Origin of the sequence: Corallococcus sp. CA041A (genome assembly GCF_003612075.1) — a bacterium.
Lineage (GTDB): Bacteria > Myxococcota > Myxococcia > Myxococcales > Myxococcaceae > Corallococcus > Corallococcus exiguus.
The window spans coordinates 39,456-51,140 of sequence record NZ_RAWF01000028.1 but is presented as its reverse complement, the minus strand read 5'-3'; the positions used below and the strand labels follow the sequence as shown (position 1 = coordinate 51,140).

At 69.6% G+C, this 11,685-nt stretch carries 10 protein-coding genes; 7 read left to right on the top strand and 3 right to left on the bottom strand.

What is annotated here, in order from left to right; genetic code table 11:
* The 6 genes from D7V77_RS07955 to D7V77_RS44235 form a co-directional block, all read left to right on the top strand.
* Positions 1 to 475 (top strand): biosynthetic peptidoglycan transglycosylase (locus D7V77_RS07955; protein ID WP_199733753.1); only part of this gene is annotated, 475 nt, incomplete at its 5' end.
* 262 nt (positions 476 to 737) lie between these two features.
* A complete protein-coding gene (locus D7V77_RS07950; protein WP_233596755.1) occupies positions 738 to 2,114 on the top strand; it encodes a bifunctional lysylphosphatidylglycerol flippase/synthetase MprF in 1,377 nt (458 codons plus the stop codon).
* A gap of 364 nt (positions 2,115 to 2,478) precedes the next feature.
* The gene (locus tag D7V77_RS07945; RefSeq protein WP_121754089.1) at positions 2,479 to 3,408 is read left to right on the top strand and encodes a hypothetical protein; all 930 of its coding nucleotides are present in this window, start codon (positions 2,479 to 2,481) and stop codon (positions 3,406 to 3,408) included.
* 224 nt (positions 3,409 to 3,632) lie between these two features.
* On the top strand, positions 3,633 to 4,943 hold the full coding sequence (locus D7V77_RS07940) for a cytochrome-c peroxidase (RefSeq protein WP_120575657.1): 1,311 nt from the start codon (positions 3,633 to 3,635) through the stop codon (positions 4,941 to 4,943).
* Between the two features lie 12 nt (positions 4,944 to 4,955).
* Entirely contained in the window at positions 4,956 to 6,074 is a 1,119-nt protein-coding gene (locus D7V77_RS07935) for a metallophosphoesterase (protein WP_120575656.1), read from the top strand.
* A gap of 23 nt (positions 6,075 to 6,097) precedes the next feature.
* Complete coding sequence (locus tag D7V77_RS44235; protein WP_199733752.1) at positions 6,098 to 6,916, top strand: c-type cytochrome; 819 nt, start codon at positions 6,098 to 6,100, stop codon at positions 6,914 to 6,916.
* Between the two features lie 39 nt (positions 6,917 to 6,955).
* On the opposite strand, the gene D7V77_RS07925 is transcribed toward D7V77_RS44235, so the two are convergent.
* A complete protein-coding gene (locus tag D7V77_RS07925; protein WP_120575655.1) occupies positions 6,956 to 7,150 on the bottom strand; it encodes a hypothetical protein in 195 nt (64 codons plus the stop codon).
* 48 nt (positions 7,151 to 7,198) lie between these two features.
* Positions 7,199 to 7,408 carry a hypothetical protein gene (locus D7V77_RS07920; protein WP_120575654.1) on the bottom strand — a complete coding sequence of 70 codons (210 nt, stop codon included), beginning with the start codon at positions 7,406 to 7,408 and terminating at the stop codon, positions 7,199 to 7,201.
* A gap of 645 nt (positions 7,409 to 8,053) precedes the next feature.
* Between D7V77_RS07920 and D7V77_RS07915 the strand changes: the two genes are divergently transcribed.
* A complete protein-coding gene (locus D7V77_RS07915) occupies positions 8,054 to 10,405 on the top strand; it encodes a hypothetical protein (RefSeq protein WP_120575653.1) in 2,352 nt (783 codons plus the stop codon).
* Between the two features lie 68 nt (positions 10,406 to 10,473).
* On the opposite strand, the gene D7V77_RS07910 is transcribed toward D7V77_RS07915, so the two are convergent.
* The gene (locus D7V77_RS07910) at positions 10,474 to 11,508 is read right to left on the bottom strand and encodes a rod shape-determining protein (protein ID WP_014400170.1); all 1,035 of its coding nucleotides are present in this window, start codon (positions 11,506 to 11,508) and stop codon (positions 10,474 to 10,476) included.
* Between the last annotated feature and the right edge of the window lie 177 nt (positions 11,509 to 11,685).

The following is an 11,685-nucleotide window of genomic DNA, read 5'->3' as shown; positions in this document are numbered from 1 at the left end:
GGGGGAGCTGGGGCGGGGGGCGTCCACGCTCACGCAGCAACTGGCCAAGAACCTCTGGCTGTCCTCGGACCGCAGCCTGGTGCGCAAGCTGAAGGAGCTGGTGCTCGCGCACCGGTTGGAGGAGGCGCTGACGAAGCAGCGCATCCTGACGCTGTACCTCAACGTGGTGGAGTGGGGGAACGGCGTGTATGGGATTGAGGCAGGGGCGCGGGAGCACTTCGGCGTGTCCGCGTCCCAACTCTCCGTGGCGCAGGGAGCGGTGCTGGCCGCGATGCTGCCGTCCCCGCGCAAGCGCTCGCCGTCCAGTGGTTCCCGAGCGCTGTGGAAGCACGCGCACCACGTGGTGGACGCGCTGAAGACCTACAAGCGCATCAGCGCGGCGCAGGCGGAGAGCGCGCACGCGGAGGTGGACCAGTTGCTCGGCCGGGCTCCCGCGGACAGCGGCGGGGACGACGCGGAGGATGACGGTTCCTGAGGCGGGACCGTCGCCGCGGTACTACAGCCGGGCCCCTCCATGGGAGGGCCGCCCCATGGGGGCCCGGCTCCGGCCCTGATTTCCCCGTCAAGGACGTCCTCCTGTAGTGCGTGGGAGCGGCCGGATTGGATCCATTCCCCGTGCACTTCCACCCGGGGGCGGTGCACTTCCTCACAGCCCGTCCCTCCAGGAGGGCCTTGTCTCCTCGGGCGGCTTTGGCTGGCGGGGGTGCGCCATGGGACGTAGTTTGAACGCAAACACCATGGCCGACCCCCACCAGGACCCCGCAGGCGACCCGCGCGAGCGGGTGCTGGCGCTGCTCAGGCACCACGGCTGGAACGCGACGTCCTTCCAGGTGCTGCAGCCGGGCTTCCAGTACTGGTTCTCTCCGGAGGGGGACGGGTGCATCGCCTACGTGGACACGGGCGGCGCGTGGGTGGCGGGAGGAGGTCCCATCGCCTCGCATGAGCGCGTGCACGACGTGGTGGAGGCCTTCCACCAGGCGGCCCGGAGCGCGGGCAAGCGCGTGAGCTTCTTCGCCACGGAGTCGCGCTTCTCCCGGCTCGTCCCGTTCGAGGAGCTGCCCATTGGCGAGCAGCCGGTGTGGGACCCGACAAAATGGGAATCAGTGGTGAAGGGCAGCCGCAGCCTGCGCGAACAGCTCCGCCGCGCGCGCTCCCACGGCGTGCGCGTGCGCGAGGTGCCCGCGGAGGTGATGGAGACGGAAGGCCACCCGCTGCGAGCGGCGGTGGAGGTGCTTGCCGAGCACTGGCTCGCGTCGCGCCGCATGGCGACCATGGGTTTCCTGGTGGGACTGGCCCCTGGTGCCTTCGCCCGGGAGCGCCGCGCCTTCGTGGCGGAGGTGGAGGGCCGCGTGGTGGGCTTCCTGTCGGTGACGCCCGTGTACGCGCGCGACGGCTGGTTCCTCCAGGACCTGCTGCGCGAGCCCACCGCGCCCAACGGCACGGCGGAGACGCTGGTGGACGCCGCGATGCGCGCCGCCGCGTTGAACGGGCGCCAGTACGTGACATTGGGCCTGGCGCCGCTCGCGGGGCCGGTGCGGCCGTGGCTGCGGTTCGCGCGCAGCGCCGGGCGCCCGCTGTTCGACTTCGAGGGCCTGCGTTCCTTCAAGGCGAAGTTCCGCCCCGATGCATGGGTGACGCTCTATCTGTCCCACCCGAAGGACGAGCCAGCGCCGTGGGCCATCTACGACGCGCTCCGGGCCTTCGCGCGGGGAAGCCTGGTGAAGTTCGGGCTCGTCACGCTGCTGCGCCGGCCGCGCTTCTTCGTGCGTGCGTTGACGGCGCTGCTGGTGCCGTGGACGGTGCTGCTCGCGCTGCCCATGAGCGCGCACTGGTTCCCCTCGCCGTGGGTGCAGCACGGCTGGGTGGTGTTCGACGTGGGGCTCATCGCGGGCCTGCTGCTGCTCCTGCGCTGCTGGCGCGACGGGCTGGCCACGCTGCTGGGGCGGCTCACCACCGCGGATGCCTGTCTGACATTGGTGCAGGCGTTGGCTTTCAACGCCGCCCGGGCGCGGGGGCCGTGGGACTGGAGCATCATCATCGCGTCGGTGCTCGCCCCCGCGACGGCGTCCGCCATGTTGCTGCGCTCACGCGACCTGCGCGTCCCGGAGCCTTGAACTCGTGGGTCGGGCCGTCGCGAGCCTCGCGTGAGCCTCGGTCCGGGAGCTCCGTGCAGCATACGGCCCGGCCTCCTGGCTCCAACAGGACGGAGGGGGTTGGCCCCCAGCTCAAGACGTCCCGGTGCGGCTGGGGTGACGGAGGGGGGACGCGGTCCGAGACAGGGGGTGGCGTAGAATGGACGGAGTCCCAGTCATCCCCGTCCCCTCCGGAGATTGGATCCTCGCCACCATGCCCTTGGTTCCCAAGTCCGCCAATCCATCCTCCACGCCGCGTCCGGAAGGAGTTCGTTCCCCCGCGACCTCTCCGAGGACGCCTCCCCCCCTCTCAATCGTCGCCAGCCAGGGTATGAGCCCCGAGTCGGTGAACCCGCCGGCCAGCGCTCGCGACACCTCCCGCCCGGACGACGGGCCCCGTTCGCCCCGGGCCAGCACCCCGTCCGCCGTCCAATCCCACCAGGGCGTCAGCACCTTCACCAGTCCGGCGCCCGTCGCCACGCTGGCCGCGAGCAGCAACGGCGTCCGGTATGAGCAGGGCCGCTGCCCTGCGCTGGCCCCGGCGGATCCGAGACGTCAGACGGCCCTCAATCTGGACGACGCCGCCTGCCTCACCCATGGCATCTCCCCGGAGCACGTGCAGACCGCCCTCCTGCAGGGCCAGCTCAACTCCGCCTACACCCGGCTGGGCAAGGACGGCATCTACTCGCGGACCGCGGACAAGAACGGCGGCGGAGCGCTGGCCGTCTACACGCGCGCGGTGGGAATCGAGCAGACCTCCTGGAAGGCCCAGGGCAGCGGCGTGGGAAGCAATGACAGCAAGGTGCAGATGATTCTCAGCACCGCCGTGCTGGAGAACCCCGCCCACGGCTGGCGGGCGTCCTCCACGGACAACATGGGCAAGGTCCCGGGCTCGACCGTCGTGCATCAACGGGGCCTCCCCAGTAACGATCCCCTCGGCCGCGCTCCCCTCTGGCGCTGCCAGACCGAGTCGGCCCGCAACAGCGCCTTCAATGCGACCGTGAGCGGCAGGAGCCCCCAGGCGAACAACGAGCAACTGCACTGGCAGAGCGTCCCCCTCGAGGGAAACCTCAAGGGGATGGTGGTCACGTCCAGGTCCAGCTTCGACATGCTGATGGCGCTCCCCGGCGCTCAGTTGGACGAGGGGGCGCCGGGCAGGGGCACCGTCCGGTTCGGGGAGCAGGACATCCCCGTCCTCCTCACGGACGGCAAGAACCCGTTGCTGGCCGTGCTGAAGAGGGCTGGCATCGCGGACTCCGACGGAAGGGTCCGCTGACGCAGGCTCGGGACGCGCACGGGCGGAAAAATGAAGCCCGTGCGTGTCTTTCCTTGTCTCGGTGGGTGGAGCGTGACGTCTGACGTTCCAATCCCAGACACTCGCCCTCCCCCTGGACCGAGGGACCGTTGAACAGTTCTCACGGGTTGCGTGGAATGCCCGGACCGGCCTCGGACCCGGGCGGATGTCCCGCCGCGGCTCCAGAGAACGGGTAGGAGGCGTTCATGCGGCTGCCCTCGGGCGTCGTCACGATGCTCGCCGTGGTGCTCAACTCCGGCGTGGGACTGGCAGCACCTCCCCCTTCACAATCCGCGAACGCGACACCGCCGCAGCTGCCGCCGGGCGTCTCCGCGACGCTGTGGCGGCTGTCGGTCCCCAAGGGCATGGAGCCCACGCCGGAGCGGGTGGCGCTGGGCGAGAAGCTCTTCCGGGAAAAGCGCCTGTCGGTGGACAACACCGTGGCCTGCATGACGTGCCACGAGCCGGAGCTGGGCTTCACCGACGGCAAGCCGCTGTCAGAAGGCGTCAAGCAGCAGAAGGTGGCGCGCAACAGCCCCACCGTCCTCAACGCCCTCTTCAACGCCACCCAGTTCTGGGACGGCCGCGCGGCCACGCTGGAGGACCAGGCGAAGCTGCCCATCCTCAACCCGCGTGAGATGGGCATGCCGGACCCGGACACCGTCGTGAAGAAGGTGCGCGGCATCCCCGAGTACGTCACCGACTTCCAGAAGGTGTTCGGCCGCGAGCCCAACTTCGACGACCTGGCCGTCGCCATCGCCGCGTTCGAACGGATGCAGTTCTCCGGCGACGCGCGCTTCGACAAGTTCATCACGGGCGACAGCAAGGCGCTCACCGCGTCGGAGAAGAACGGCTGGGCGCTCTTCAACGGCAAGGCGCGCTGCAATTCCTGCCACGCGGGCAACGCCGTGTCCCCGCTGTTCAGCGACCAGAAGTTCCACAACATCGGCGTCGCCGCGCACAAGCAGGACTTCGTCACCCTGGCGCGCAAGGGCGTGCAGGTGGTCCGCACCGGCGACGAGAAGCAGATCGACGAGCTGGCGCTCAACTCGGAGTTCTCCGAGCTGGGCCGCTTCCTCGTCACCAAGCAGGAGAACGACGTGGGTTCGTTCAAGACGCCCATCCTGCGCAACGTGGGCATCACCGGTCCGTACATGCATGACGGGTCGCTCACCACGCTGTGGGACGTGATGGACCACTACAACAAGGGTGGCGTGGCCAATCCCTACCTCGACGGGGGGATGCAGCGCCTGGGGCTCACGGAGCCGGAAATCGACGACCTGGTGGCGTTCCTCTTCACCCTCACGGACACGAAGTTCGACAAGCTCAACAAGGAGCAGCTGGCGAAGCAGCGCGCCCGGAAGAACACCCGGCCGGAGCGGGACAACGCCATCGCCCTGGGCAAGAAGGGCAACCTGGGCGACCTGGCTCCGAACCCGGACCTGAACGTGAAGAACCCGGCGGACCTGGGCTTCTACGGCGACGTCACCCCGGTGACGAACACCAAGCAGCGGTAACGGAGGCGCGCCATGGCAAACAAGTTCCAGAGCATCGAGACAAAGCACTACGCCGAACGCGACGCCTTCTTCGAGGGCCTGAGGAAGCTGGACCGCCGCGCCTTCATGCGCGTCGCCGGCATCTCCGCTGGCATTGTCGCGGGCATGGGCAAGCTCACGCCCAACAGCTTCCAGCTGGTCAACGTGGCGGAGGCGCAGGGAGAGAAGCCGAAGTTCTCCTTCGCGTACATCTCCGACACGCACCTGTATGAAAACAAGCTCAACGACCGCTTCGTGCGAGCCATCCTCAAGGCCGTGGATGACGTGAACGCGCTGGACCCCCAGCCGGACTTCGTCCTCTTCGGTGGAGACCTGGCGCAGCTGGGCCAGGCGGGTGAGCTCAAGCTGGGCGCGCAAATCCTCAAGTCCGTGAAGGCCCCCATCAAGATGATGGTGGGCGAGCACGACTGGTTCCTGGACATGGGCGAGCTGTGGCGCGACCTGTTCGGCGCGCCCAACTACTCCTTCGACCACAAGGGCGTGCACTTCGTGGTGCTCAACTCCATCCTGGAGAAGGACTTCTGGACGGAGCGGAAGCTCTCCCCCATGGAGCGCATGAAGATCGTCGCCGGCCTGGACAATGGCATCCAGTCCCGCTTCGAGGTCGGCGCCGAGCAGCGCCAGTGGCTCCAGAACGACCTGGCCAAGGTGGCGAAGACGACGCCCGTCATCGTCTTCAGTCACTCGCCGCTCTACAAGTACTACAAGCCCTGGAACTTCTGGACCGACGACGCGGACGAGGTGCAGGCCATTCTCAAGCCGTACGAGAAGGTCACCGTCATCCACGGACACACGCACCAACTGCTCAGCAACCGCATTGGCAACATCTCCTTCCACGGGATGCTGTCCACCGCGTGGCCGTGGCCGTACGCGCCGGAAGGCCTGCCCTCGCTCACGGTGCCCATGAACCGCGCGGATCCGTTCAGCCAGTTCGACGGCTGCGGTGACGGCCGCATGGACGTGTTGGAGTCGGGGCTCGTGGACAAGGTCTACAACCTCTGGCAGCGCGACCCCATCACCGTGCGCGCCAGCTACCTGGGCTCCGGTGGCAAGCAGTCCGCGCCCCCCAAGCCCAAGCTGCCCACCTACTAGGACCGGAAGAGGAACTCCCTCCCATGAACCTGCGAATGAAGTTGCTCGTGGTCCCGTGCGCGGCCCTGTCCTTCGCCGGCGGCGTGGCGCTCGCCACGTCCCCGGAGCCGAAGGCCGAACCGCTCCCCAAGCACGTCCTGCCCGCGTCCAAGGACGGCAACCTGGTGCTGGGCCTGTGCGACGGTGAGACGTCCATGGAAGTGCAAGGCGTGAAGGACGGCCAGAAGCTCACCCGCGCCCAGGCCATCACCGCCACCGCGCAGTTGATGGATGACTGGCGCAAGAAGAACCCGGACGCGAACTGGGACGACGTGCCCGGCCCGGTGCTGGCGCAGGCCTCGCCCCCGGCCACGAAGAAGTCCCCTACGCCCGCGCCCCAGCCCAACCCCGGCTCGAAGCCCTCGGGCAACGACGTGCGCCAGGGCGGCGTGGGCGCGGAGACGGGCGCGAAGGCAGTGCCCCAGCAGCAGAAGGCCAACCTCCAGACGGGCCACACTTACGGCGCGTATTCCGAACGCGACGAGCAGGTGTGGGCGGACTCCGTGCAGGCGGCCGTGAAGGAGGGCCACCGCGTGTTCCACGACGCGGACGCGCTGGGCGGCACGGTGGGCGTGTCGTGCGACATGTGCCATCCGGACGCGGCCAACACCCACCCGGAGACCTACCCGAAGTACCAGGTGCAGCTGGGCCGCGTGGCGCTGCTGCGCGACATGATCAACTGGTGCATCGAGAACCCGGTGCGAGGCAAGCCGCTGGCGGACGGCGATCCGAAGATGCGCGCGATGGAGGCGTACATCTATGCGCAGCGCAAGGGCGTGAAGCTGGAGTACGGCAAGCACTGAAGCCCGGGCGGGACCTCGGGCCCCGGGCGCTTCGTGCGCTCAGGGGCCCAGGTACAGGTTCAGGGCGGTGTAGGCCGCGCAGAACGGATACGCGAACAGCAGGCTGTAGGTGATTTGCAGCGGCGTCAGGTGCCGCCGGTCGATGACACCCTTCGTGGGGCCGCGTTCATCCCGGCGGCGCAGGTATGCCCCCAGCGCGAAGGACACCACCCCCGACACGAGCCACGGGTTCATGGGGGAAAGCATCAAGCGTGCTCGGGATGGGGCGCAAGCCAGCCCCCGTCACATCCGGCTGAGGAAGAAGCGGACCAGGATGAACAGCGCCATCGCGTAGGCGTACCCCAGCAGGACTCGACCGGCGATGCGCTGCGGCGTCGGTTTGCGCGGCTCGGCCTCCGGAGGCGGCGCGCGGCGCTGGTCGCGCGTCACGAGGAAGCGCCCCAGGCCGAGCGCGACGATGACGGAGATGATCACGAGGTCGAAGGCGCCCATGGCGTGGGAGCTTCGGACAATGGCCTGACGGGATTCAAGGCAAGTGGCATGCCGCACCCCGCCAGTGGCGCACCGCACGAACCGGTCCAGCGGATTTCCACTGGCCCGATGCGGTGCTCCCCCGGCCGCGGTTGTCTCCGAACTTGTCCGACAGTCGGACAGGTTTCTGCGAGTGGGACTGGGCGGAGGCCCCGGCCAGCCACGATGGCCCAAAGCTGTCCGACAGTCGGACAGGATTCCGCGCTCGGATTGAGCGGCGGCTCCCAGCACGGAGGCCCGCTCTTGTCGGACAGGTTTCCGCTGGCCGGATGGATGGAGGTCTTGGCCGCGGTTGCCCCGAACTTGTCCGACAGTCGGACAGGTTTTCTCGGCTCGGGTGTCGGGGGCCTTGGTTGCGGTGGTCCAAAGCGGTCCGACAGTCGGACAGGTTTTGGCCGCGCGCCGCCGCCGGGGGCTCGGAAGGGCTCTTACCTGCTCATCGGTGGAGGCAGCCTTCAGGCCTTGAGGCCCGGCGCGACGATGGATGCTGGTGGCCCTCTTGAGGTCGAAGGCATTCGTGGCCTGGCCGCTTCGGGCCATGGGCTGACCGGATTCAGGGCTCGGGGGCTTGCCTTCCCCCCGCCGGGTCCCGGTTGAATGCGGGCCATGTCCCTCGTCCCTGTCACGGACCCCAGCGGTTTGCTGGAGCGCGCGCCGCGTCTGGCGGAGCTCCTGCCGGATGCCGCACTGTCGGAGGCGCTCGCGCGGGGTGATGCGTGGGCGGTGCACGCGGTGCTCTTGCGCCGGCTGGAGCACGAGCCGCCCGGGCCCACGCGAGAGCTGCTGGCTTCGCAGGTGGAGGACCGGGGCGCCTTCGTCATCGCCGCCCGTCCGCCGTCCGCGTCCTCCGTGCTGGGGACGGGTGTCCGGTGGAGGGGCGTGCCTCCTCGCGACGCCGCCCCGAACGCCCCCTTCGTCGCCGAGCGCACGGTGACGGTGCTGGGCGTTCCGGTGTGGCCCCTGGAGGGCTACCTCGTGCGCGCGGACGGCAAGGCTCCGCTCCAGGTCATCGGGCAGGTGCCGCCCTCGCCGGGCAGGTCGCGCCGCCGCGCGGTGTCCCTGGCTGGGGTGGCGCTGGGGCTCTGCGGCCTGGTGGGTCTGGGCGCGGTGTGGCTGGACGCGCGCAGCATGCGCGCCGTGACGGTCGTCAACGGTCTGTCGCGCCCCGTGGACGTGCGCATCGGCGGCGAGCACTGGGTGGTGGCGCCCGGGACGCAGGAGCAGGGGCGCGTGAGGATGGGAGATGGACCGCTCCATGCGGTGACGACCTGGCCCGGCCAGGAGTCCGTCATCGAGGACGTGACACTTCCGGTCCAGGGCGAGCACATCCTCTACAACGTGAAGGGCGCGGCGATGCTGGAGGCGGTCCCGGAGGAAGGGGTCGTCTCCGCGGGCCCCTACGCCAGGTCCCTTCCGGAGATCGCCTCGGTGCTCCAGCCGGGCGAACAGCTCTCAGTGCAGTCCGCGAAGTGGGAGTCCGCCGCGCGCCTCTACGCGGAAGAGGGGCGCTGGCAGGCCGCGGGCCGTGTGGCGTCCGCCGTTGCGGAGGTGGAGCCGGGCAATACCGTCGCGCGGGAGATGGCCGCGCGCGCATGGCTCTTCGTGGACACGCAGGTGCCCGCGAACCTGCCGGCCGACCTGCGCTGGCGCAACACGCGCGACTTCGCGGCGATGCTGATGCACACCTGGCAGGAGGACCCGGCCGCGCAAGCGCTGGCGCTGTCGTTGATGCGCCACATCGGCCAGGGGGCCCAGGCCCGCGCACGCTACGCGGAGCACGCGCAGCAGCATCCGGACTCACCGCTGGCGGCCCTCTACCTGCAGCGCGCGAGCCCGCCGGACCTGGGCTCCGCGGACGCCGTCGACGCCTACTCGAAGCTGGCGGTGCGCTTCCCGGACTCGCCCGACGTGACCCGCGCGTGGTTGGAGGCGCGGTGGCGCTTCGAGCTGGAGCACCCGTCGGACGCGGGCCGGGGGAACGACGTCGGACGTCCGCCGTACGAGGTCCAGACGGCGGAGCTGTTGAAGCCCTTCGTGGAGAAGCACCCGCCGGAGACATTGGAGGCGCTGGAGCTGGACGTGCGCATCTTCTTGCGCGCGCGGCTGCGAGACGCGGCCACGGGGCTGGTTCGCCGCTACGGCCAGGACCCGCGCCGCCGGACCTGGGACTTCCTGGTACTGGCCGGACGCACGGCGGAGGCCGCCGGGCCCGAGCACACGTCCTACGTGATGCGCGACTGGATTCCCGCCGACCTCGCGCGGCATCCGGCGCGGATGCTGCTGCTGGACCTGCTCACCGGACAGCGCTCGCCGAAGGACGCGGAGCTCGCCGCGCTGGCGTCCCCCGAGGACCGCTCCATGCTGCGCCTCACCCGGGACGTGCTGGTGGATCCGAAGCGCGCGCTGAAAGAGGCCGACGGCGACCCCCTGGTCGTGCTGCCCCGACTGGATCCGGAGATCCTCGCGCTGCTCGCCCTGGAGTTCACGCGCACCGGCGATGCCTTTGGGAAACGGCTCTTCAGTGTCTCGCTGCCGCTGATGCTCGCGCGCGAACCGCTGCGAAACCACGTCCTGTCCGTCTCGGGCGTCCCGGGACCGGACTTCCACCGCCTGCCCCCGGGCCTGCGCGCCGCCGCCACCCTGGTCCACGCCCGGCGCGAGGCGAAGGAGGGCTATCCGGTGTTCACGGAGCGGTTGGACGGTCTTGCCCGCATGGACGCGCTGGGGGGCTTCTCGGTCCGCGCCGCCGGCCCCTGGATGCGGCGCGCGTTCGACGCCTGCATGGACACGAAGGTGGAGCAGTCCCTGCCCCAGGGCATCCTCTTGAGGGGTGACCTTGTGAAAGAGCAGGCCCGCCAGGAGGACGACCGGGAGGGTCGCCGCCCCAACTGCGAGGCGCGCATCGTCAGACCCACGGGGCTGCCGCTTCCCCGGACCGCCGCCACGACGACGCCGTAGAAACGCGAACGGCGCCGACCCCTGAAACCGGGTCCGGCGCCGTCACGGTGCAGCGGGGGAGGGGAACCTCAGCCCGGCTGGCAGACCTGGCGGAGGATGTCCAACGACTCCAGCGCCTTGCCCGCGCCAATCACCACGGCGGACAGCGGGTCCTCCGCGAGGAACACCGGCAGGCCCGTCTCCTCGCGCAGCAGCGTGTCCAGGTTCTTGAGCAGCGCGCCGCCACCGGCCAGCACGATGCCCCTGTCGGCGATGTCACCGGCCAGCTCCGGCGGCGTGCGCTCCAGCGTCAGCTTCACCGCTTCGACGATGCCGTTGACGGGCTCCGCGAGCGCGTCTCGCACCTCGTCGCTGGACACCGTCAGCGTGCGCGGCACGCCGGCCACCAGGTCGCGACCCTTGATCTCCATGGTCATGACCTCGTCCGTCGGGTACGCCGTGCCGATGCCCATCTTGATGAGCTCCGCCGTGCGCTCACCGATGAGCAGGTTGTACTTGCGCTTGACGTACTGGATGATCGCCTCGTCCAGCTTGTCGCCGCCGATGCGCACGGACTTGGCGAACACGATGCCCGCGAGGCTGATGACCGCGACGTCGGACGTGCCACCGCCGATGTCCACAATCATGTTGCCGCTGGGCTCCGTCACCGGCAGGCCCGCGCCAATCGCCGCGGCCATGGGCTGCTCGATGAGGTAGACCTCGCGCGCGCCCGCGTTGGCGGCCGCCTCACGCACCGCGCGGCGCTCCACCTCCGTGATGCCGGACGGGATGCCGATGATGATGCGCGGGTTCACCAGCGTCTTGCGGTTGTGCGCGCTCTGGATGAAGTAGCGCAGCATCGCGGCGGTGATTTCGAAGTCGGCGATGACGCCGTCCTTCATGGGCCGGATGGCCACGATGTTGCCCGGCGTCCTGCCGAGCATCTCCTTGGCCTCCTTGCCCACGGCGAGCACCTTCTTGCCGCCGCGCGAGTCCTGCTGCACCGCCACGACGGAGGGCTCGTTGGACACGATGCCCTGGCCGCGGATGTAGATGAGCGTGTTCGCCGTACCCAGGTCGATGGCGAGGTCGCGCGAAAACAGGGTGTGGAGCCAGTCGAACATACGGGGACGGAAACTTTCGGAAGGGTCGGGAAACTCTCCGCCCTTCAGACGGAGTGCGTTGTCGAAACTACTACGCGCCGCAATACGGAGGAAGAAAAGCCGGAGCCCCTCTCAGGGCGCCGCTCGCTGGACAACCAACCGCACCCGCCCGTCTGTTCCCTTGTCCGCATTCGGACC

Bases quoted from the DNA above. Each gene is read 5' to 3' on its own strand.
- D7V77_RS07935 (WP_120575656.1), top strand. From the start codon at position 4,956: ATGGCAAACAAGTTCCAGAGCATCGAGACAAAGCACTACGCCGAACGC.
- D7V77_RS07925 (WP_120575655.1), bottom strand. From the start codon at position 7,150: ATGAACCCGTGGCTCGTGTCGGGGGTGGTGTCCTTCGCGCTGGGGGCA.
- D7V77_RS07950 (WP_233596755.1), top strand. From the start codon at position 738: ATGGCCGACCCCCACCAGGACCCCGCAGGCGACCCGCGCGAGCGGGTG.
- D7V77_RS07915 (WP_120575653.1), top strand. From the start codon at position 8,054: ATGTCCCTCGTCCCTGTCACGGACCCCAGCGGTTTGCTGGAGCGCGCG.
- D7V77_RS07910 (WP_014400170.1), bottom strand. From the start codon at position 11,508: ATGTTCGACTGGCTCCACACCCTGTTTTCGCGCGACCTCGCCATCGAC.
- D7V77_RS44235 (WP_199733752.1), top strand. From the start codon at position 6,098: ATGAACCTGCGAATGAAGTTGCTCGTGGTCCCGTGCGCGGCCCTGTCC.
- D7V77_RS07920 (WP_120575654.1), bottom strand. From the start codon at position 7,408: ATGGGCGCCTTCGACCTCGTGATCATCTCCGTCATCGTCGCGCTCGGC.
- D7V77_RS07940 (WP_120575657.1), top strand. From the start codon at position 3,633: ATGCGGCTGCCCTCGGGCGTCGTCACGATGCTCGCCGTGGTGCTCAAC.